The sequence below is a fragment of the Amycolatopsis tolypomycina genome (assembly GCF_900105945.1).
Lineage (GTDB): Bacteria > Actinomycetota > Actinomycetes > Mycobacteriales > Pseudonocardiaceae > Amycolatopsis > Amycolatopsis tolypomycina.
The window spans coordinates 5,978,635-5,999,527 of sequence record NZ_FNSO01000004.1; the positions used below are offsets into that span (position 1 = coordinate 5,978,635).

Below are 20,893 nucleotides of genomic sequence, written 5' to 3' on the forward strand. Positions count from 1 at the left end.
GACAGCGAATTCCTGCGGCGGGCCGGGGCGGGACAGCGAAATCGTCGGCTCAGATGTAGGCGGTGTCCGGTTCCAAACCGCACAGAATACGACCATACAATTCCGCGGCCGTAGTGGGGTTGATCAACGCGTGCAGGCTCGCGGCCTGCAGGTCGTGCAGGATGCCCTGGATCGGCACGTGCTGGTAGATCGACGCGCCGCCGGCGCCGGCGGCGAGGATGTCGACGGCCTCCTTGGCCAGCTTGCAGACCTCGCCGACGTCGGCGCGGTTGCGGGCGCGCTCCTCGAGCGTCCACGGCACGCCCTCGATCGCCTTGGTGTCCACAGTGGACGTGATGCGGCGGGCGTGGAACTCGGCCTGGTCGATCTTCTGCGCCGCCTCCGCGACCTGCAGGTGCGTGACCGCCGCGTCCGACTGCTTCGTGTACGCGGTGTAAGCGATCCGGCGGCCCGGCAGCCACTCCAGGAAGTTCTCCATGGCCGCGCGCGCCAGGCCGAGGAGGGTGCCGACGCTGCTCGCGCCCGCCACCGGGACCAGCGGCGCGCGGTAGATCGGGATCCGCGCGTTGCGCTCGGAGACGGTGTTGCCCTGCACGACCGTCGGCATCGGCAGCGCCCGCTCGGCCGGGACGAACACGTCCTGCGCGATGGTCGTGACGCTGCCGGAGCCCTTGAGGCCGACGGCGTACCAGTCGTCGACGACCTGCAGGTCCGCCATCGGGACCAGGGCCATCAGCGGGTACGGCTCGCTGCCGTCGCCCGGGTCGAGGATGGCGATGATCTCCTGCCACTGCGCGTGCGGCGCGCCGCTGATGAAGCTCCACTTGCCGTTGACGATGAAGCCACCGGCGACGGTCTTGGCGAAGGCCGTGGGGCTGAGCGTCCCGCACACCCGGACGTCCGGGGTGGAGAACACCTCCTCCTGCACCTCCTCGGGGAACATGCAGACCATCCAGCCCGGGATGGAGTAGACCGAAGCGACCCACGACGCGGAGCCGTCGCCGCGGCCGAGCTGGGTCGCGACCTCCATCAGCGTGGTCGTGTCCGCCTCGTAGCCGCCGAAGCGGGCGGGGACGCGGAGCTTGAACACGCCGGCGTCGGCGAGCGCGTCGATCGTCTCCTCGGTGAGCCGGCGGTCCTGCGCGGCCTTGCCCGCGTTCGCGCGCAGCAGCGGGACCAGCCCGGCGGCGCGTTCGACGAGCTGGGCCCGGGTCGGAAGTGGGGTGCTCGGCACCTGGACCTCCACGGTGTGACGGACTACGGAGGCCCGGCCGGGCGGCTCCGGGCGCAACAGGACGCCGCGCGCGCTCCCGACGGTGGCACCCGGCCGGGAACGCGCGCACCTCGCGGAATGCGGCCGGACGCGGCCGCGCAATCCGGAAGAGCCACCGGAAGGCCAAGCGGAAAGACGCGCGGGCCGCGGCGCCCGGCCCAGACTGGCGCCAAACCGTCCGTGACCGGAGGATGCGCATGCGAGTCACCATCGACCGGCTGGCCGTGCCCGGCGCGAGCCTCTACTACGAGGTCCGCGGCGCCGGCCCGGCGCTGCTGATCATCCCCAGCGGCAACGGCGACGCCGCGCCGTTCGTACCGCTGGCCGAGACGCTCGCCGACGAGTACACGGTGATCACCTACGACCGGCGCGGGTTCTCCCGCAGCCCGCTCGACGGCCCGGTCGGCGACGACCGGCTCACCGACGACGCCCACGACATCGGCGCCCTGCTGCGCCACCTCGCCCCCGGCCCGGCCGCGGTGTTCGGGTCGAGCTCCGGCGCGATCGTCGCGCTCGCCACGCTCGAGCGGCACCCCGACCTGGTGCACACCGTCGTCGCGCACGAGCCGCCGCTGGCGTCGGTGCTGCCGGACGCCGAACACTGGCTCGGGTTCTACTCCGAGCTGTACGAGGTCTACCGGCGCGAGGGCGTCGACGCCGCGCGCAAGGCGTTCCGGGCCGGGATGGGCATGGACACCACGACGAAGCCGCCGCGGCGCACCGAGCTGCCGCCGGACGAGCTGGCCGAGATGCTCGGGCGGATCCGGCGCAACCACGTGTTCTGGTTCGAGCACGAGCTGAAGCCGTACCCGGCCTACCGCCCGAACCTGCGGCTGCTGAAGTCCTTTTCGGACAAGCTGGTGCTGGCCGGCGGCGACGCGCGCGACACCTTCCCGTACCGGCCCAACACGGTCTTGGCCGAGCACACCGGGAACACGATCGTGCACCTGCCGGGCGGGCACGTCGGGTACGTCACCCACCCCGACGAGTTCGCCGCGGCCCTGCGCGAGGTCGTCCGCCCCTGACCCGCCCCGCCCCCCGCGCCCGGACATGCCGCGGAGGGAGGGGGCACTTTTACGTGAAAGTGCCCCCTTCTTCCTCGTGGAGGCGCAGGAGCGTGTACGCCGAGACCGTGGTGTTGTCGCGGATGCCGCCCGAGCGGATCAGGGACTCGAACTCCGCCCGCGCGCACCAGCGGTGGCGCATGTCCTGTTCCTCGTGCTCGCGCTCCGGCACGCCCTGCACCAGGTCCGTCGCCAGGAACACCGTGCACATCTGGCCGCTGGCGCCGTGCCACGCCGCCAGCCTGCCGATCGGGACCATCGACGCCGCCCGCAGGCCGGTCTCCTCCGCCAGTTCGCGGTGGGCCAGCTCGAGCTGGTCGCCCCCGCGGCGGCCGGGGAAGCACCCCTGCGGGAACTCCCAGTACCGCGCCTCGAGCGGGTACCGGTACTGGTCGACGAGGTGGAAGCCGCCGCGCTCGGCCGCGATCACCACGGCGAAGTCGGGGCGGTCGATCACCGAATAGATGCCGCGGGAGCCGTCGGGGCGCTCGATGCCGTCTTCGCGCACGCTCAGCCACGCGTTCTCGTACACCAGCCGGGAGGAGATCTGCCGGATCATCGGGAGATCGGCGGCTTCAGCCATGCCCACCACGATAAGCGGGCCGGGCCGCCGGAGCTTCTCTGGCGGTGCGGCGCAAGCAACAGAGGAGACGCGACCGGCGCCGCGGCGCGCGGACCATGGTCGGCGGGGAGATCCGCCGTCGGCGCGCGTTCGCCCCCCGACGAGTTCGAGCAGGACCCGGCCCGCGTGCCGGTCCCGGAGGCAGTATCACCCGATTGGAGACGCGGATGCGTTTTCTGCCCGATCAAGACCGGTTCCGAGTGGCGGTGATCGGTTTCGGCTACGTCGGCTCGTGCATCGCCGCGACGCTGGCCGACCGCGGGTTCGACGTCGTCGGCGTCGACACCGACCCACGCCTGGTCGACGAGCTGGCGCGCGGCCACTGCCGGTTCGCCGAAGAGGGGCTCGCCGAGCTGATCTTCCGCGGCCTCGCCGACGGGAACCTGCGTGTCACCACGGACATCGCCGAAGCGGGCGAGGCCGACGTCATCCTGATCGCGGTCGGCACCCCGGTGCGCGAAGACGGTTCCCTCGCCGAAGAGCAGCTGCGCGGCGCCTGCCGGGCGCTCGGCGAGCACCTGCGGCCGGGCCAGCTGGTCGTGCTCAAGAGCACCGTGCCGCCGGGCACCACGCGCGGCATCGTGCTGTCGCTGCTCGAGGAGGAGAGCGGCCTGCTCGGCGGGGTCGACTTCGGCCTGGCGTTCACCCCGGAACGGCTCGCCGAGGGCACGGCCCTGCGCGAGCTGCGGACGTTCCCGATCGTGGCCGGCGGCCTCGGCGCGGAGAGCGAGGCCGCGGCGGAGGAGTTCTGGCGGCGCGCGCTCGGGGTCGAGGTGATCCCGCGCGACTCCCTGGAGGCGGCCGAGATCGTCAAGCTGGCCAGCAACTGGTGGATCGACCTGAACATCGCGCTGGCCAACGAGCTCGCGATGTTCTGCGCGCTCTACGGTGTCGACGTGCTCGACGTGATCACCGCGGCGAACACCATCCCCAAGGGCGCGGGCAACGTGAACATCCTGCTGCCCAGCGTCGGCGTCGGCGGTTCCTGCCTGACCAAGGACCCGTGGATGGTGTGGCGCTCGGCCGAGCGGCACGGCCTGCCGATCCGGACCGCGCCGGCCGGGCGCGAGGTCAACGCCGGGATGCCGGAGTACACCGCGCAACTGGCCATCGACGAGCTGGTGCGCCAGGGCAAGAACCCCACCCGCAGCAAGGTGGCGGTGCTCGGCCTGGCCTTCAAGAACGACACCGGCGACCTGCGGGCCACCCCGACCGTCGGCGCGGTGAAGACGCTCGCCAAGGCCGGCCTCACGGTGTCCGTCCACGACCCGCTGGTCGACCCGGACGCGGCCGAGGAGCTGTTCGGGATCCGGCCCACCGCGAGCCTCGAAGAGGCCGTGCGCGACGCGGACTGCCTCGCGATCCTGGCGCTGCACCGCGACTTCCACGACATCGACTTCGCCGCGTTGCCCGTCGCCGCGCACTGCCTGGTCCTCGACGGCCGCGCGTACTACCCGAAGGAAAAGATCGACGAGCTGCGTGCCGCGGGTTACGTCTACCGCGGCATCGGCCGCGGTGACGCCATCCCCGGCACGCCGACCGAGACGGAGACCGGCCGATGAACAGCCCTAAGCACGCCGTCGTCACCGGTGGGTCCGGTTTCGTCGGGTCGCACCTGGTCGAGCGCCTGGTCGACCGCGGTGACCGGGTGACCGTCCTGGACGTCGCGCCGCCGCGCGTCCCGGTCGAGGGCGTCCGGTACATCAGCGGCGACCTGCGCGACACCACCAAGCTGGCGGAGGCGATCCGGCCCGGGGTCGACGTCGTCTACCACCTGGCCGCGGTCGTCGGCGTCGACCAGTACCTGGCGCGCCCGCTCGACGTCATCGACATCAACTACGCGGCCACGCGGTCCGTGCTCGACCTCGCGCTCGAAGCGGGCGCGAAGGTCGTGCTGGCCAGCACCAGCGAGGTCTTCGGCAAGAACCCGGCGGTGCCGTGGCACGAGGACGGCGACCGCGTGCTCGGCGGCACGTCGCACGACCGGTGGTCCTACTCCTCGAGCAAGGCGCTGGCCGAGCACCTGACGTTCGCGTTCGTCCGCCAGCGCGGGCTCGACGCGACGATCGTGCGCTACTTCAACGTCTACGGCCCGCGGCAGCGGCCCGCCTACATCGTGAGCCGGTCGATCCACCGGGCGCTCAACCGGCGTTCGCTGGTCGTCTACGACAAGGGCGTGATGACGCGCTGCTTCACCTACGTCGACGACGCGATCGAGGGCACGCTGCGCGCCGCCGACCACCCGGACTCGTCCGGGCAGGCGTTCAACATCGGCAGCATGGTCGAGACCACCGTGGGCGAGGTCGTCCGGCTGGTCGGCGAGCTGACCGGCGCGACCGACGTCGTCGACGTCGACACCGGCGTCAAGCTCGGCGCGTCCTACGAGGACCTGGCGCGGCGCGTGCCGAACAACGCCAAGGCGGCCGCGATCCTCGGCTGGCGCCCGGAAACGGCGTTGCGCGACGGGCTGACCAAGACCGTCGAGTGGGCGCGCGGCGCGGACTGGTGGCTGGCGCAGGACGACAAGGGCGCGGAGTGAGGATTCGATGACCACCAACAGTGAGGGCCAGTCCATGGGTACGAAGTGTCGGGTGTGCGACGGCCGCGTGGTCGAGTTCGTCGACCTCGGTGACCAGCCGACAGCGAACGGCTTCCTGCTCCCCCACGAGGTCGAGGGCGAGTTCCGCTTCCGGCTCGCGGTCGGGGCGTGCGAGGACTGCACGATGGTGCAGCTGATGGAGGAGGTGCCGCAGGAGCTGCGCTACCACGCCGGCTACCGGTACCAGGCCTCCGGCTCGGCGGGGCACCGCAAGCACTTCCGGACCGACGCGGAGTGGTTCCTGGCCAACGAGCTGACCGGGCCGGACCCGTTCATCGTCGAGATCGGCTGCAACGACGGCGTCATGCTGTCGACGATCGCCGAAGCGGGCATCCGCCACCTCGGGGTGGAGCCGTCCGGGAACGTCGCGGACCTGGCGCGCGCCAAGGGCGTCCAGGTGCTGTCGGCGTTCTTCGACGCGGACACCGCGGCCGCCGTCCGCGGCGCCCACGGCGCGGCCGACGTCATCTTCGGCGCCAACACGATCTGCCACATCGCGCACGTCGAGTCGCTGTTCCGCGGCATCGACGCGCTGCTGTCGGACAACGGCATCTTCGTGTTCGAGGAGCCGTACCTCGCGACGATCATCGAGGGCATGGCGTTCGACCAGATCTACGACGAGCACGTGTTCTACTTCAGCGCCGGCTCGGTGCGCGCGATGGCGGAGCGGTTCGGCTTCGAGCTGGTCCACGCCGAGCACATCGACATGCACGGCGGCGAGGTCCGGTACACGATCGCCCGCCCGGGCGCGCGCACGCCGTCGGCCTCGCTCGACGCCCTGCTGGCCGAGGAGGAGGCGGGCAAGCTCTCGGAGCCGCTGACGTTCGCGCGGTTCGGCCGCAACGTCGAGCGCATCCGCGACGACCTCGTCGGGCTCCTGACGCACCTGCGCGACCAGGGCAAGACGGTGGTCGGCTACGGCGCACCCGGCAAGAGCTCGACGGTGACGACGTACTGCGGCATCACGACGGACCTGATCCCGTTCGTCGTCGACTCGACGCCGGGCAAGCAGGGGCACCTGCTGCCGGGGTCGCACCTGCCGGTGCGGCCGCCGTCCGCGTTCTCCGACGCCTACCCGGACTACGCCGTGCTGTTCGCGTGGAACCACGCCGAGGAGATCATGGCGAAGGAGGAGAAGTTCCGGGCCGCGGGCGGGAAGTGGATCCGGTTCGTCCCAGAGGTCGAGGTGCTCTGACCCGGTTCGACCAGGCCCCGCCGAGTTCGCTCGGCGGGGCCTTTCGCGTGCGGCGCAACGACCCGTACAACGAAAACCGCCGCCCCGCGGGGTGCGGGGCGGCGGCTTCGGGGGAGGCTCAGCGACGGCGGTGCTGGACCACGAGCTTCTCGAGGTCCGGGATGATGTCGCTCGGGCTGGGCATCGCCAGCCAGTCGTCGTGCAGGGCGTGGGCCGCGTGCTGGTAGCGCTGGTCCGTGGCCACCGCCCAGACCAGGTCGCGGATCTCCTCCACCGTCTTGGCGCGGTGGTCGAGGCGGACGCCGGCGCCCGTCGAGATCACGAAGTCCGAGACCACCGTGGACTCGACCTTCTTCGCCGGCAGCTCCCAGTGCGCGGTCGCCTCGTCGGGCGCGCCCTCTTCGCGCTCGTCGAACTCCCAGCCGAGGCGGTAGGTGCCCGTCTTGTTGATGTCGCCGCCGTCCTCGACCAGGCGCATCAGCAGGGAGATGCCCTCGACGTCGCACACCAGCTGCGGGACCTTGTTGGCCACCGCCGAGGAGTACGTGCCGATGCCGCCGTGGTGGATCAGGGCCGAGCACGTCGGGAGCAGGTGCGCCAGGTTGACCCAGTCGATCACCTTGACGTTCGGCGGGATCTCCTCGACGTCGGCCAGCTGCGCCTTGTCCAGCGTCGCCACGATCTCGAGGTCGTCCAGCTCGCCGAGGGCCTTGATGATCTTCGGCGCGCGGTCCCAGTCACCCTTGATGAAGCGGCGCGTCGACTCGCCGAGCGACAGCGCGACGCGGCGGCGGTTCTTGCGGCCGCAGCACTCGCAGCGGGTCAGCTCGGGCCGCTGGTACAGCCACTTCGGCAGCACCTCGGGGTCGATGTAGGGCACGTGCCGCATCGGCAGCTTCTTCGTGCTCGTCGGCAGGCGCAGGCCCTCCAGCATCGTCTCGATGCTGAAGTTGCCGACCAGCAGCTCGTCGTCGACCTCGAAGCCGTACTTCTGGGCCAGCGGGCGGATCAGCGTGGCGAGCGGGTTCGGGTCGAGGCCGGCGGCCACGAGCGCGTCCTTGTTCTCGGCCAGCCGGTCGAGCGACCAGCCGAACATGTCGTGCCCGATCAGCAGCCGCGTGTGCGCCGCGCCGCAGACCTTCGCCGCGACGGCGCCGGCCGGGATCGTGGCGTCCCACGAGATCAGGTCGGGCTGCCAGACCTTGGCGAAGTCGATCAGGTCCTCGGCCTCGCGGCGGTCGAGCCGCACGTAGTCCGACGTCGGCTGCATCAGCCACTGGTAGAACACGATCCAGTGCTCGCGGCCCTCCGGCGACAGGCCCATCACGTCGGAGTAGCGGTTGACGATGTCCTGGTGGTGCGGCGGGGCGCAGTCGTCGGTGAGGCGCACCGGCGGCTGGTCGGGGTCACCGAGCTGGACCGGCGTGAGGCCCGTCTTGATGATCATCTCCGCCGCGCTGTGGTGCGCGGCCACGCGGACTTCGTGACCCGCGCTCTGCAGCGCCCACGCCAGCGGTACCACCGGGTAGAGGTGCGCCAGTGAGTTCGGGTAGACGGTGAACAGGACTCGCATCGAATCTCCTCGACTCCGGAGGTGGTGTCGTCGTCGGCAAAGGTCAGGATCGTCGGCTCGGCCGAACCGGCGCATCTCCCCCAGTGCTGAGGGCCGCCTGTGCAGTGCAAACGAGGAGACGCAACGGCTTTCGCGCCGGGCCGATACTGGCCTTTGCCCACCGGAACCCGGCCGGATCGCGCGCCGTCGTGGAGGACGCATGAGTACGTTCAGTTTCCTGGACGAGAAGACGATCGCCTACGTGGTCAGTTCGTGCACGCAACCGGACGCGGTGGTGAGCAGCCTGATCGAGGACACCGCCAAGGTCGGTGAACTCTCGGAGATGCTGACGCCGATCGAGCAGGCCGGTTTCCTGCACCTGATCGCGAAGCTGGTCGCCCCGAAGACGGTCATCGACGTCGGGACGTTCACCGGACTGTCCTCTTTGGCCTTCGCGCGCGGTCTCGCGCCCGGCGGCCGGGTGATCACCTGTGACGTCACCGAGGACTGGGTCGGCATCGCCCGCAAGCACTGGGAGCTGGCCGGCGTCGCCGACAAGATCGAGTTCAAGCTCGGTCCCGGCCGCAAGACCCTGCCCGGCCTGGTCGGCGAGGGCGAGGCGGACCTGGTGTTCATCGACGCGGACAAGACGTCGTACCCGTACTACGTGGACGCCGTCACGCCGATGCTGCGTTCGGGCGGCCTGCTGATCCTCGACAACGTGCTGCTGCACGGGACCGTCGCGGCACCGGAAGACGTCGAAGAGGACCTTCCCCGCTACGCCGCCGAAGTCGTCGCCGGCGTCAACGCCAAGCTCGCCGTCGACGAGCGGTTCGACACCGTGATGCTGCCGGTCGCCGACGGCGTCACGCTCGCCCGCAAGAAGTGAACGGACAGGGGGAAGTGGCCATGAACGAGAGCCGTCCGGCCCGGCCGCTGACCGGTGCCGAGTACATCGAGAGCCTGCGCGACGACCGCGAGGTCTACATCAACGGCGAGCGCGTCAAGGACGTCACCGAGCACTCGGCGTTCCGCAACCCGATCCGGATGACCGCACGGCTGTACGACGCCCTGCACGACCCGAAGTACAAGGACGTGCTCACGGCGCCGACCGACACCGGCAGCGGCGGCTACACCCACCGGTTCTTCCGCACGCCGCACAGCGTCGAGGACATGGTGGCCGACCAGCAGGCGATCGCCACGTGGGCGCGGATGAGCTACGGCTGGATGGGCCGCAGCCCCGACTACAAGGCGTCGTTCCTCGGCACGCTCGGCGCGAACTCCGAGTTCTACGCGCCGTTCGAGGAGAACGCCAAGCGCTGGTACCGGGAATCGCAGGAGAAGGTGCTCTACTGGAACCACGCGCTGGTCCACCCGCCGGTCGACCGCAAGCGGCCGCCGGACGAAGTCCGCGACGTGTTCGTCCACGTGGAGAAGGAAACCGACGCCGGGCTGGTGGTCAGCGGCGCGAAGGTCGTCGCGACCGGGTCCGCGCTGACGCACTACAACTTCATCGCGCACTACGGGCTGCCGATCAAGAAGCGCGAGTTCGCGCTCGTGGCGACGATCCCCATGGACGCCAAGGGGATGAAGCTGATCTGCCGTCCGTCGTACACGTCGATGGCCAACGCGGTCGGGTCGCCGTTCGACTACCCGCTCTCGTCGCGGCTGGACGAGAACGACACGATCCTGGTGCTGGACAAGGTCCTGATCCCGTGGGAGAACGTCTTCATCTACGGCGACCTCGGCAAGGTCCAGACCTTCACCGGGCAGTCGGGGTTCATCGAGCGATCGACGTTCCAGGGCTGCACCCGGCTGGCGGTGAAGCTGGAGTTCATCGCCGGCCTGATCGCCAAGGCGCTGGAGATCACCGGCACCGAGGACTTCCGCGGCGTCCAGACCCGTCTCGGCGAGGTCCTGGCGTGGCGCAACCTGTTCTGGGGCCTCTCGGACGCCGCGGCGCGCAACCCGGTGCCGTGGCGCGACGGCGCGCTGCTGCCGAACCCGGCCTACGGCCAGGCCTACCGCTGGTTCACGCAGGTCGGCTACGCCCGCATCCGCGAGATCGTGCTGCAGGACGTCGCGAGCGCGTTGATCTACATCAACTCCAGCGCCGAGGATTTCAAGAACCCGGAGATCCGCGGCTACCTGGACACCTACGTCCGCGGCTCGAACGGCATCGACGCCGAGACGCGCGTCAAGGTGATGAAGCTGCTGTGGGACGCCGTCGGCACCGAGTTCGGCGGGCGGCACGAGCTCTACGAGCGCAACTACGCCGGCAGCCACGAGAACACCCGCATCGAGCTGCTCTTCGGGCAGGTCGCTTCGGGTGACGTCGACGACTACAAGCGGTTCGTCGACACGTGCCTCAACGAGTACGACATCGACGGCTGGACCGTTCCCGACATGACCCGGTGAAGGATTTTCGCCGCGGCACTGGGCAAGACGCGAGGTGTTCGCGGGCGGGGCCGCGGCGAAGATGAACCCGGGGAACGAGCAACGGCGACCGCGGCCGACCTGGGGTGGGCGCGGGGTTCGGCCGAAGACCTTTGAGGAGTGACAGATGTCCGCAGAAGACGCCCCGCGCGTGCCGCTCGAGGCCACGGAGCTGACCAACCCGCCGCAGCTGCTGGCCAAGCTCGGCACCGACAGCCCGATCCACAAGGTCTCGATGCCCGACGGCATGCCGGCCTGGCTGGTCACGGGCTACCGCGAGGCGCGGCGCGCGCTCTCGGACCCGCGCCTGGCCCGCAGCGACAAGGTCGCCGACCCGACGCTGAAGCCGTACCTGGCGCTGTACAACGACGACTTCTTCCGCCACTCCATGGTGTTCAACGACCGGCCGGACCACACCCGGATGAAGAAGCTCGTCTCGCAGGCGTTCACCCCGCGGTACATGGAGAACCTGCGCCCGCGGGTGCAGGAGATCACCGACCGGCTGCTCGCGGCGGTGGCCGCCACCGGCAGCGCGGAGGTCGTCGAGGACCTGGCGATCCCGCTGCCCAACGAGGTCATCTGCGAGTGGTTCGGCGTCCCGATGTCCGACCGCGCGGAGTTCCGCGAGTACTGCGGGATCGTCACCGGCCTGGGCGAGGTGACCGACCAGAACGACATCTTCCAGGCCGGCCGCTGGTTCGACGACTACCTGACGAAGCTGATCGCGCAGCGCAAGGAGACCTCGGGCGAGGACATGATCTCGGCGATCCTGTCCGGCCAGGAGGGCAACTCGACGCTGTCGGACATCGAGCTGCGGTCCAACATCTTCCTGATGCTGATCGGCTCGGTCGAGACGGCGGTCAACATGATCGCCAACGGCATCCTCGCCCTGCTGCGCAACCCGGAGCAGCTCGCCAAGCTGCGCGCGAACCCGGACCTGGTGCCCAAGGCGATCGAGGAGATCCTGCGCGTCGACCCGCCGGTGGTCACGGTGACCTACCACTTCGCCAAGGCGGAGGTCACGATCGGCGACGTCACGGTCCAGCCGGGCGAGCACGTGGCGATCTCCCTGACCGCGACGAACTACGACGCGCGCGACTTCCCGGAGCCGGGCAAGTTCGACCTCGAGCGCCAGACGCCGCACCTGGCCTTCAGCCACGGCATCCACTTCTGCCTGGGCGCCCCGCTGGCCCGGCTGGAGGGCGAGATCTTCTTCAAGAGCCTGCTGGCCAAGTTCTCGGACATCCAGCTGGCGATCCCGGAGGCGGACCTGGGCTGGAAGCCGAGCTACTTCGTGCACCGGCTCAACGAGCTGCCCATCCGCTTGACCGAGTCCTCGGCGGCCGCGGCCGCGTAGGTTTCTCCCGTCTCGAGCCCCGGGACCGGTTCGCCGGCCCGGGGCTCTTTCGCGCGCCGGCCCAGATCTCGCGTGACCCGAGGCGGGACCCGCGTGATCGAGGACGGGACCCGCGTGATCAGAGACGTAACTCGCGTGATCGAGGACGGGACTCGCGTGATTCGGGGCGTGACCGGCGTGGCCGGCTGCCCCCACCCGGCCGCCGCCGGAACGGGAAAGCCGCGGCCGCGTAGGTTTCTCCGTCTCGAGCCCCGGGACGGTTCGCCGGCCCGGGGCTCTTTCGCGCGCCGGCCCGGATTCGCAGCGCGCGCCCCAATGTGGCGTTGGTTGCGTCCAACGCACCGAACGCCACATTGGGTGCGTCCAACGCACCCAACGCCACATTGGGGCGCTTGGGGCCGGGGCCGGGGCACGGGAACGGGAAAAGCCGCCTCGCACCCGTCGGTGCGAGGCGGCTCGGGAGGCCCCCAGGTCAGGCTGCCGCGCGGCGCTCGCGCTCGGTGACCGCCTCGTAGTAGCGGGCGATCGCCTTGTACGACTCCTTCGGCTCGATCCGGTAGGTCGAGAAGTGGTCGAAGTAGTCGTCTCGGATGGTCTTCGTGATCGTCATGCTCGCCGTGTCGAGGTCCCACTGGGGGTCCTCGGAGTGCGGGTGCGTCGGGTGGACGAACTCCGTCACCGCGACGCTGTGGATCCCGAACTCGTCGTACAGGCGCAGCCGGTCGAGGTGGAAGTCGGCCTGGGCCTGCTCGTCGCGGACGAAGCCGTCGAACACGCGCGGGGGCTCGACCGTGCGGTCCACGATGTCGAAGCCCAGCAGGCCCTTCTCGGACGCGCCCGCGTAGGTGAACGTGCCGTACTCGGCGATCATGATCGGCTTGCCCCACTTGCGGTACGAGTCCAGCTCGGCGATGTAGGCCTCGCGGCTCGGCTTCGCGTGGAAGTAGTCCGTGATGCCGATGTAGTCGAACGGCGTCCAGTCGACCCGCTCGAACGAACCCGCCGAGTACGTGATGCCGCCGCTGAAGTTCGCCCGTGCGACCTTCACCGCCTGGCCCAGGAACGCGTTGAGCTTCAGCTCGACGTCGTCGTGGTCGATCGGGCCGACCGGGCGCAGGAAGTGGTGGTCGGAGTCGGGGAAGGCGTTGCCCATCCGGTTGTGGTAGAACTCGCCCGGCATGATCCCCATGGTCTGGATCGCGTGCGTGCAGCCGACGCTGACGTGGATGTCCGCGCCCTGCTTGCGGAACTTCTCGCCCAGGCGCGCGGTCTCGGCGATGTGCTCCAGCACGTCCGGCTGCTCGCCGTCCATCAGGCGCGGCTGCAGCCACACGTGCAGGCCGCGCTCGACGGCGTGGGCCGTGGTGGCCTCGAGGCGGTCGAACAGGGTGCCGTAGATCGTCACCGAGTTGGCCTTGAGGCCGTCGGCGATCGAGTCGATCTCGGTGCGCATGATGTCGTCGTTCCACACCATGCGCGAGTTGTGGCCCTGGCCGGTCTCGTGGTTGGACCCGCAGTCGTAGGCGACCCCGCGGTAGGTGAGACCTCTCCCCTGCGGCGCGAGGATCTCGTGTTCGCTCATTTCGTGCTCTCCTAAAGGACGCTCAAGCCGCGCGCCGGCGCTGCTGGAAGATGTCGTTGATCCCGGTCAGGCCCGAGAGCATGGTCGCGAAGTCCGTCTCGCGCGGCCGCAGCTTCTGCGGGTCGATCTGCTCCTGGGCCTTGTCCCAGTAGTCCTCCTTGTTCTTCGTGCGGTCGTAGAAGAACCGCACGAAGTCCAGCACGGAGTCGAGGAAGGTGCGGTAGCTCTCCTCGTACAGGCCGAGCAGCTCGTCCTCCACCGACGGGTCGTGCAGGGCTCCGTCGATCGCGTCGGCCAGGGCCCGCGCGCCGCGCAGCGCCAGCGTGACGCCGGTGGACAGCAGCGGGTCGACGAACGCGGCCGCGTCGCCGACGAGCGCCCAGCCCGGGCCGTGGAAGCGCTCGGCGGTGTAGGACCAGTCCTTGATGTTGCGGAACCCGCTCGCCCGGGTCGCGCCCTTGACCAGGGTGCTGACCTCTTCGGTCTTGCCGAGCTCCTCGAAGTACAGCTCCTCCAGCGACTTGCCGGACTTCTGGTACTCCTCCAGCGGCGTCACGTAGCCGACGCTGACCGTGCCGTCGTGCAGCGGGATGAACCAGAACCAGCCGGTGGGGCGGTTCTCCGAGATGATGTCGCCGGCCTTGGTGCCGCTGTAGAGGTTGCAGCCCTGCCAGTACGTCCAGGTGGCGATGTTGCGCAGGTCGTCGTGCCAGACGACGGAGTCGAAGTGCTTGGCCAGGATGTGGTTCTGGCCGGTGGCGTCGATGACGAACTTGGCGTGCGCCTCCTTCGTCTCCTTGCTGCCCTTCTCCGCGTAGGTGACGCCGACCATGCGCTCGCCGTCGAAGATCGGCTCGCGGACGGTGACCTCTTCGAGCACCTTCGCGCCCAGCTCGCGGGCGCGGCCCAGGACCAGCGCGTCGAAGTCGGCGCGGCGCACCTGGTAGGCGTAGTCGTAGAGGGCCGACTCGGTGAACCGGAAGCCCCAGGTGCCCTGGTTCTTGCCCCACAGCAGCGTGCCGCCGTACTTCTTCGTGAAGCCCATGGCGTCCAGCCGCTTGATCAGGCCGAGGTCGTCCAAGGTGGGCAGCGCGCCGGTGATCAGGGACTCGCCGATGTGGTAGCGCGGGAACTTCTCGCGCTCCAGGACCAGGACCTTGTGCCCCATGCCGGCCAGCAGCCCGGCCGTCGCCGCGCCACCGGGTCCCCCGCCGACGACCACGACGTCGTAGTTCTCATCGCTTGCGCTCATGTGCGCATTCCTCCTAGAAATCGCCGCTGCTGCTGGATCGTCAGAGTGCCCACAGTGGACGGTTGGGGTCGGCCAGGCCGGAGGCGAGGATCCCGCGGTAGTCCTCGATCATCCGGACCATCGTCTCCCGGTCGAACTGCTCGGTGTTGTAGCGCGCGGTGCCGGCGATCTCGCCGTCCCCGAGGATGTCGAGGGCCCACAGCACGCCGTTGGGGATGTCCGAGGTGTCCTGGCAGGACTTGGTGCGCTTGCGGACCTCGGCGTACTCGACGTCGCCGACGGTCTCGGCTTCGGTCATGCCGGGGAACTGCAGCACCTGGATGGCGCAGACGGCGTTGTCGTCCCGCTCGTAGGTCTTGTTGATCTCCGGCGCCTGCGCGACGACCTCGCTGAAGGGCAGCTCGTGCGCGTAGGCCTCCAGGCAGGTGGCCCGGATCCGCAGCACCAGCTCGGAGAAGGTGCGGCAGCCGTCGATGTCGGTCCGCAGCGGGACCAGGTTGAAGAACGGGCCGATCGTCTCGTAGTGCGACTGGTCGGCGCGGCCGGAGGTGATGATCGGGACCACCAGGTCGGTGGCACCCGACATCCGCGCCAGCAGCGCGTTGAACGCGGCCAGCAGCACCATGAACGGCGAGCAGTGCATCACCCGCGCCAGCTCCGTCGTGCTCCGGGTGAGCTCGGCGTCGAGCAGGAACCGCTCCACCGCGTAGACGGCCGCGGTCTCCGGGGCGAGCGTGCGGTCGGCCTTGATGTCGAGCATCCGGCCGCCGCGCAGCTTGCCGCCCCAGTACCCGCGCGACGCCTCCGCCTGCTCACTGGCCAGGTCGTCGATCTGCCAGACGGAGAACTCCCCGTACTGGCGCGGCTCCGGCAGCGCGGGGACGTCGAGGCCGCGGCGCCGCGCGTAGCTGACGGCCAGCTCGTGGATCAGCACGTGCAGCGACCAGCCGTCGCCGGCGGTGTGGTGCACGATGAGCACCAGCACGCCGTCCCGGTCGTCGAAGCGGCCCAGCTCGGCCCGCAGGTGCGGCAGCTGGTCGGCGCCGAGCCGGCCCGCCTCGATCGTGTTGACGAACTCGTCGACCTGCTCGTCGCGCGGGCGGCCGTCGTCGGTCAGGTCGTGCAGGACGAGCTCCGGCGAGCACGGCGGGTGCACGAGCTGGTACTGCTCGCCGCCTTCGCGGACGATCTCCGTGCGGAGGATCTCGTGCCGTTCGACGATGTCGTCCAGCGCGCCGCGCAGCGCGTCGAGGTCCAGCTCGCCGCGCACCCGCCAGCCGTGGATCACCAGGTGCCGGGGCCCGAACGCGCCGTCCGTCTCCCCCTTGTCGAAGATGCACAGCAGACCGAGGTTGGCCGACAGCGGGTAGCGGCTCATCGGAAGGTTCCCTTTCCCTGCAGGGCTTTCAGTGGTGGTCGCGCTGGCGCTCGGCGGCCTGGTACAGCGCGGTGATGTTGCCGCTGCCGAAGCCCCGCGCCCCGAGCCGTTCGATGAGCTCCAGGAAGATCGTGTTCCGCGGGTGCACCGAGCGGGCGAAGATCTGGTACAGCTGGCCGTCGTGGTCCTCGTCGACCAGCACCTGCTGCTCGCGCAGGTTCGCCACCGAGTACTGCTCCGGCACCACGCGCTGCAGCAGGTCCGCGTAGTAGGAGGCGGGGGTGCCCATGAACTCGACGCCCCGGTCGCGCAGCACGTCGACCGCCTCGATGATCCCGTTGGTGGTGAAGGCGATGTGCTGCACGCCCGCGCCGCCGTGGTCCTTGAGGAAGTCGTCGATGTGGCCCGGCTCCTTCGAGGTGTCCGGCTCGATCAGCGTGAAGGTGACGCTGCCGGACTTGCTCTGCACGACCTTCGTGGTCATCGCCTGGGCGCCGACCGCGATCGTCTCGGCGAAGATCAGCTCGAAGCCCAGCACGTCCCGGTAGAAGTCGACCGTGGCGTCGAGGTGCCCGTGCTCCACGCACACCGCGAAGTGGTCGATCTCCAGCAGCGCGCCGGGTTCCTCGGCGTTCGACGCGATCGGCGCGGGGACGCCGTCCGGGTACTCGACGAAGGTGTGCAGCGTGTCGCCGAAGCCCATGATGCTGGCCGTGACGACGTTCCCGGCGCGGGACGGCCCGGCGACCGGGCGGGCCCCGCGGGCGACGGCCGCCTCGAACGCCGCCTTCGCGTCGCTGACGCGCAGGGCGATGTCCGAGACGCCGTCGCCGTGGTGGTCGACGTAGGCGGTGCCGGGGTGGTCCTCGACGAGCGGCTCGCTGAAGACGAACCGGACGTCGTTGGCCCCGATCTCGATCGAGCGCACGGTGGCCCAGTCCGGGCCGGAGTCGCCCAGCGGCCGTTCGCCGAGGCCGTACCCGCGCACCAGCCAGTCCCGTGCCGTGTCGAGGCTGCCGACGTAGAAACGGACGTAGTCCAGCTCGAGACCGTCGAGGGCCGACGGGTTCGGGGTGGCCATGGGAAACCTTCTTTCCTGGGGTGTGCGCGGTGGGCGGCGTCCGGGAGTCAGGCGGCGCGGCGGGCGGCCGCGTTGGGCCGCAGGTCGCGCCAGTTCTCGGCGATGTGGTCCAGGCAGGCCTGGCGCCCGCGCGGGCCGTACGTGACCTCCCAGCCGGCGGGCACCGGAATGCCGGACACCCACAGGGAGTGCTCGCCCGCGGCGTTCACCAGGACGGTGTAGTTCTTGTCCGGGTCGTCGAAGGGGTTCGTCATCTCGGTCTCCCTCAGAGCACCTGGGCCAGGCCGGCCACGGTCGGAGTGTCGAAGAGCGTGTTGATCTTCAGTTCCACGCCCAGCTCGGCGCGGATCCGGTTGAGCAGGCGCATCGCCAGCAGCGAGTGACCGCCCAGGTCGAAGAAGCTGTCGTCGACGCCGACCTCTTCGATGCCGAGCACCTCGGAGAACGCGCGGCAGAGCGCCTCCTCCTTCGGGCCGCTCGGCGCGCGGGAGGCACCCGCGGTCTCGAACTCCGGCTGCGGCAGCGCGGCCCGGTCGAGCTTGCCGTTGGCGGTCAGCGGCAACCGGTCCACCACGACGAACGCGGCGGGCAGCATGTACTCCGGCAGGCGGGAGCGGACGCGCTCGCGGATGGCGCCGGTGTCCGGCTCGCCGGACTCGGCGACCAGGTAGGCGACCAGGCGGACGTCCCCGGCCTTGACCTCGCGGGCGATGACGGCGACGTCGGCGAGACCCGGGTGCCCGGCGATGGCGGCCTCGATCTCGGCGAGCTCGACCCGGAAGCCGAGGATCTTGACCTGGTCGGTGGCGCGGCCGACGAACTCGATCTCCCCGGCCGGGGTGCGGCGCACGAGGTCGCCGGTGCGGTACATCCGGGAACCGGGCGCGCCGAACGGGTCGGCGACGAACCGCTCGCCGGTCAGGTCCGGGCGGCCCGCGTAGCCGAGGGCGACGCCGACGCCGCCGAAGTACAGCTCGCCGACGGTGCCGTCGGGCACCGGGTCGAGGCGCTCGTCCAGCACGTGCAGCTCGACGCCGTCCATCGCGCGCCCGACCGGGACCACCGGGCCCGGGGTGTAGGGCGCGCGGATCGCGGCGTTGGTGCTGAACACCGTGCCCTCGGTCGCGCCGTACATCGCGCGGACGGTCAGGTCCGGGTTGACCTCGAGCACGCGGGCGACCGCGGTCGGCGCGATGACGTCGCCGCCGGTGAGGACCTCGCGGACGCCGGCCAGGCTCTCCGGCGCCTCCTCGGCCACGACGCGGAAGAGGCCCGCGGTCAGGTGCACGCCGGTGATCGCGTGCTCGGCCAGCAGGGCACCGAGCGTCGGGATGTCGAGCTTGCCCTCGGGCGCGACGAACACGGTGCCGCCGTGCAGCAGCGGGACCCAGATCTCGTACGTGGAGACGTTGAACGCGTGCGGCGCGATGAGCAGGACCCGCTCGTGGTTGCCGGTGTCCCAGGTGGAGTCCAGCGCCAGCGCGAGCGCGTCGGTGTGGCGCACGGCCACGCCCTTCGGCTCGCCCGTGGAACCCGAGGTGTACATGACGTACGCCGGGGCGTTCTCGTCGAGCGTGACCGCGGGGGCCGTCGCCGGCTGGTCGGAGAGGTCCTCCGACGCCAGCACGACGTCGGCGACCGACGGGATGCCCAGGCCCTTCGAGGCCTCGTCGGTGACCAGGATGGTCGCCTTCGAGTGGTCGACGATCCACTGGCGCCGGTCGGCCGGGTAGGCCGAGTGGATCGGCTGGTAGAACGAGCCGGCCTTGAGCGCGGCCAGGAACGTGACGACGACGTCGGTGCTGCGCTGGAGCAGCACCGCGACCGGGACGTCGGGGCCGGCGCCCAGCCCCGCGAGCCGGTGGGCGAGCCGGTTGGCGCGCTCGTCGAGCTCCCGGTACGTCAGCGTCCGGTCCGAGCCGGAGACCGCCACCACGTCGGGGGTTCGGGCGGCCTGCGCGGAGAACGCCTCATGAACGGACCGGGACATGATCACACTCCAATTCCTCGAATCCTGCAGCGCCGGTTCCGACGCTAGCCACGGGCGCGGGTGACCCACGTCTCCGCGTTTGCGGGGTTTTCTGCTTGCCGGGCAAGGAGAGTCAGGCGGCCTGGCCTTCGGCGGGCTGGTGCGAGAGGACGCGCTGGACCAGTGCCTCGTCCATCAGCGCGGTCGGCGGGTCGATCAGACCTGCCACGCGCATGAACGCCTTGACGATCTCCTGGTCCTTCGACGCGGCGTACTGCAGCATGCCCATGAAGGCGTTGCCCTGTTCGATCTCCGGAGTGCGCTCGCCTTCGACACCGGGGAAGGCCAGGTCGCCGCTGGCGGAAACCGCCCAGGGCGCGTCGACGACCTGGCCGATGTCGCGGAAGTAGGCGTACTGGTCGACTTCGCCGCCCCGCAGGTGCTCGCGGAGGGTGAAGGCCTCCCAGGCAGCGACGCTCATGCCCTGGCCGTAGACCGGGTTGAAGCTGCAGATCGCGTCCCCGAGCACGAGCAGGCCGGCCGGGAACTTCTCGAGGTGCTCGTAGCGGCGGCGCACGCTGGCGGGGAAGCCGAAGGAGGTCGCGTCGTCGAGCGGCTCGGCGTCCTTGATGCCGTCGTAGACGTCCGGCACCGGCAGGGACTTCGCGAACTCGACGAAGCCGTCGTGGTCGGTCGGCGGGTGGTCGCCGAGGATGCCGGTGAGCGACACGATGCAGGTGTCCTCATCGGACAGTCCGAAGAAGGCGCCGCGGGGGTGCGCGGGCGAGGCGACCGGGTTGATCGACCAGGTGTCGGTGAACGAGCCGGGCGGGCGGCGGTAGAACCGGGTGGTGTAGGCCAGCCCGATCTTGACGCGGTCCTCGGTGGGCCGCGCGTAGCCGAGCTGCTCCAGCCAGGCGGGCGTCCGCGAGCCGCGGCCGGTGGCGTCGAGCACGAGGTCGGCGCGGAGGACCTTCTCGACGCCGTCGGCGTCGCGCACCCGCACGCCGATCACCCGCTCGTTGTCCGAAGTGGACACGAGGCCGAGGATGTCGTGCTGCTCCAGGTAAGTGACGTTCGGCAGCGCGTTGACGCGCGTGCGGACGTGGTTCTCCAGCACCGGGCGCGTCGGCGTCACGGAGACGAGGCCGGTGTGGGTGTAGGGCAGGCGGAGGCCGTTGAAGTACCAGCGCATCTCGCCGAGGTCGCCGACCGGCGCGCCGGACGCGCGCAGCTCGTCGGTGAACCCGGGGAAGAAGTCTTCGAGGATCCGCTGGCCCCGAGCGTGCAGCCCGTGCGCGTGCCGGGTGTGCGGCGTGCCCCGGCGCGGCTTCGTCACCCCGAGGACGGTGTCGCGGTCGAGGACCAGGACGTTCTCGTAGGACTCGGACAGCACCCGGGCCGCCAGGCTACCGGCCATGCTGCCACCGAGGACGACGGCGACGCTTCCGACCTGTCCGGCCATGTGCCGGCCTCCTTGGCGTGAGAGGTACGTGGAGGGCCGTCACTTGCTGCGGTGCGGCCTGCTGCCAG

The 20,893-nt window shown here is 70.4% G+C and carries 17 protein-coding genes; 7 read left to right on the forward strand and 10 right to left on the reverse strand.

Annotation, left to right across the window (positions count from 1 at the left end):
- Positions 1-49: 49 nt before the first annotated feature.
- Positions 50-1,234, reverse strand: a complete 1,185-nt coding sequence (locus BLW76_RS37020) for an acyl-CoA dehydrogenase family protein (protein ID WP_091320355.1) — start codon at positions 1,232-1,234, stop codon at positions 50-52.
- Positions 1,235-1,470: 236 nt separating this feature from the next.
- Between BLW76_RS37020 and BLW76_RS37025 the strand changes: the two genes are divergently transcribed.
- Entirely contained in the window at positions 1,471-2,298 is an 828-nt protein-coding gene (locus tag BLW76_RS37025; protein ID WP_244170488.1) for an alpha/beta fold hydrolase, read from the forward strand.
- Positions 2,299-2,347: 49 nt separating this feature from the next.
- On the opposite strand, the gene BLW76_RS37030 is transcribed toward BLW76_RS37025, so the two are convergent.
- Entirely contained in the window at positions 2,348-2,920 is a 573-nt protein-coding gene (locus BLW76_RS37030; protein ID WP_091316399.1) for an NUDIX domain-containing protein, read from the reverse strand.
- Between the two features lie 206 nt (positions 2,921-3,126).
- On the opposite strand from BLW76_RS37030, the gene BLW76_RS37035 reads away from it, so the two are divergent.
- Genes BLW76_RS37035 through BLW76_RS37045 form a run of 3 tightly spaced genes read left to right on the forward strand, consistent with a single transcriptional unit; the run spans position 3,127 to position 6,753 of the window.
- Complete coding sequence (locus BLW76_RS37035) at positions 3,127-4,521, forward strand: nucleotide sugar dehydrogenase (RefSeq protein WP_091316401.1); 1,395 nt, start codon at positions 3,127-3,129, stop codon at positions 4,519-4,521.
- Positions 4,518-5,498, forward strand: a complete 981-nt coding sequence (locus BLW76_RS37040; protein ID WP_091316403.1) for an NAD-dependent epimerase/dehydratase family protein — start codon at positions 4,518-4,520, stop codon at positions 5,496-5,498. Before BLW76_RS37035 ends, BLW76_RS37040 begins: the two co-directional genes overlap by 4 nt.
- Positions 5,499-5,505: 7 nt before the next feature.
- Positions 5,506-6,753, forward strand: a complete 1,248-nt coding sequence (locus BLW76_RS37045; RefSeq protein WP_244170489.1) for a class I SAM-dependent methyltransferase — start codon at positions 5,506-5,508, stop codon at positions 6,751-6,753.
- 118 nt (positions 6,754-6,871) lie between these two features.
- On the opposite strand, the gene BLW76_RS37050 is transcribed toward BLW76_RS37045, so the two are convergent.
- Positions 6,872-8,326, reverse strand: a complete 1,455-nt coding sequence (locus BLW76_RS37050) for a nucleotide disphospho-sugar-binding domain-containing protein (protein ID WP_091316405.1) — start codon at positions 8,324-8,326, stop codon at positions 6,872-6,874.
- 199 nt (positions 8,327-8,525) lie between these two features.
- Between BLW76_RS37050 and BLW76_RS37055 the strand changes: the two genes are divergently transcribed.
- The 3 genes from BLW76_RS37055 to BLW76_RS37065 all read left to right on the forward strand — a co-directional run bounded on the left by BLW76_RS37055 (position 8,526) and on the right by BLW76_RS37065 (position 12,098).
- Entirely contained in the window at positions 8,526-9,194 is a 669-nt protein-coding gene (locus BLW76_RS37055) for an O-methyltransferase (protein ID WP_091316406.1), read from the forward strand.
- A 20-nt stretch (positions 9,195-9,214) separates the two neighbouring features.
- A complete protein-coding gene (locus BLW76_RS37060) occupies positions 9,215-10,723 on the forward strand; it encodes a 4-hydroxyphenylacetate 3-hydroxylase family protein (protein WP_091316407.1) in 1,509 nt (502 codons plus the stop codon).
- A 145-nt stretch (positions 10,724-10,868) separates the two neighbouring features.
- Positions 10,869-12,098 carry a cytochrome P450 family protein gene (locus BLW76_RS37065; RefSeq protein ID WP_091316409.1) on the forward strand — a complete coding sequence of 410 codons (1,230 nt, stop codon included), beginning with the start codon at positions 10,869-10,871 and terminating at the stop codon, positions 12,096-12,098.
- Positions 12,099-12,570: 472 nt separating this feature from the next.
- Here BLW76_RS37065 and BLW76_RS37070 read toward each other — a convergent pair whose 3' ends face one another.
- From BLW76_RS37070 to BLW76_RS37100, 7 genes are all read right to left on the reverse strand, one after another.
- Positions 12,571-13,680: a hypothetical protein gene (locus tag BLW76_RS37070; protein ID WP_091316410.1), complete on the reverse strand. Its 1,110-nt coding sequence runs from the start codon at positions 13,678-13,680 to the stop codon at positions 12,571-12,573.
- Between the two features lie 22 nt (positions 13,681-13,702).
- Positions 13,703-14,932, reverse strand: a complete 1,230-nt coding sequence (locus BLW76_RS37075; protein WP_091316412.1) for an NAD(P)/FAD-dependent oxidoreductase — start codon at positions 14,930-14,932, stop codon at positions 13,703-13,705.
- Between the two features lie 40 nt (positions 14,933-14,972).
- Positions 14,973-16,310, reverse strand: coding sequence for a condensation domain-containing protein (locus BLW76_RS37080; RefSeq protein ID WP_091316413.1), 1,338 nt, complete (start codon positions 16,308-16,310; stop codon positions 14,973-14,975).
- A gap of 28 nt (positions 16,311-16,338) precedes the next feature.
- A complete protein-coding gene (gene hppD, locus BLW76_RS37085; RefSeq protein ID WP_091316415.1) occupies positions 16,339-17,391 on the reverse strand; it encodes a 4-hydroxyphenylpyruvate dioxygenase in 1,053 nt (350 codons plus the stop codon).
- 47 nt (positions 17,392-17,438) lie between these two features.
- Positions 17,439-17,645: an MbtH family protein gene (locus BLW76_RS37090; protein WP_091316416.1), complete on the reverse strand. Its 207-nt coding sequence runs from the start codon at positions 17,643-17,645 to the stop codon at positions 17,439-17,441.
- Between the two features lie 11 nt (positions 17,646-17,656).
- Positions 17,657-19,381, reverse strand: coding sequence for a non-ribosomal peptide synthetase (locus tag BLW76_RS37095; protein WP_244170490.1), 1,725 nt, complete (start codon positions 19,379-19,381; stop codon positions 17,657-17,659).
- 112 nt (positions 19,382-19,493) lie between these two features.
- A complete protein-coding gene (locus tag BLW76_RS37100) occupies positions 19,494-20,825 on the reverse strand; it encodes an FAD-dependent oxidoreductase (protein WP_091316418.1) in 1,332 nt (443 codons plus the stop codon).
- Positions 20,826-20,893: the final 68 nt, after the last annotated feature.